1 protein-coding gene is annotated in these 352 nt (G+C 66.5%); it reads right to left on the bottom strand.

Annotated features, from left to right (window positions below; genetic code table 11):
- Positions 1 to 167: 167 nt before the first annotated feature.
- Positions 168 to 352, bottom strand: a 185-nt coding sequence (locus AC1DBD_RS18045; RefSeq protein ID WP_476982762.1) for a hypothetical protein, incomplete at its 5' end; no start/stop codon positions are given.

The following is a 352-nucleotide window of genomic DNA, read 5'->3' as shown; positions in this document are numbered from 1 at the left end:
GGACATCGTATTGCGATAGGCCACGCGATGCGAGGCACTGTACCAGTTCGGCACGATGTAGTACCCGTGCATCAGCACGCGGTCCAGCGCGCGACCCGCCGTGACGAGTTCGTCGCGCGTGTGCGCGTGCAGCACGTGGTCCACGAGCTTGTCGATGGCAGGCGATTTCACGCCGAACAGGTTGTCCGAGCCGGGCGTGGTCGCGGCCTCGGTCGTGAAGCGGTCGCGCAGCTCGTTGCGTGCAGCACGTGGTCCACGAGCTTGTCGATGGCAGGCGATTTCACGCCGAACAGGTTGTCCGAGCCGGGCGTGGTCGCGGCCTCGGTCGTGAAGCGGTCGCGCAGCTCGTTGC

Source organism: Arthrobacter sp. 10T419, assembly GCF_056394105.1.
Note: the sequence above shows the minus strand (reverse complement) of the source record. Positions and strands in the feature narration are given on the sequence as shown.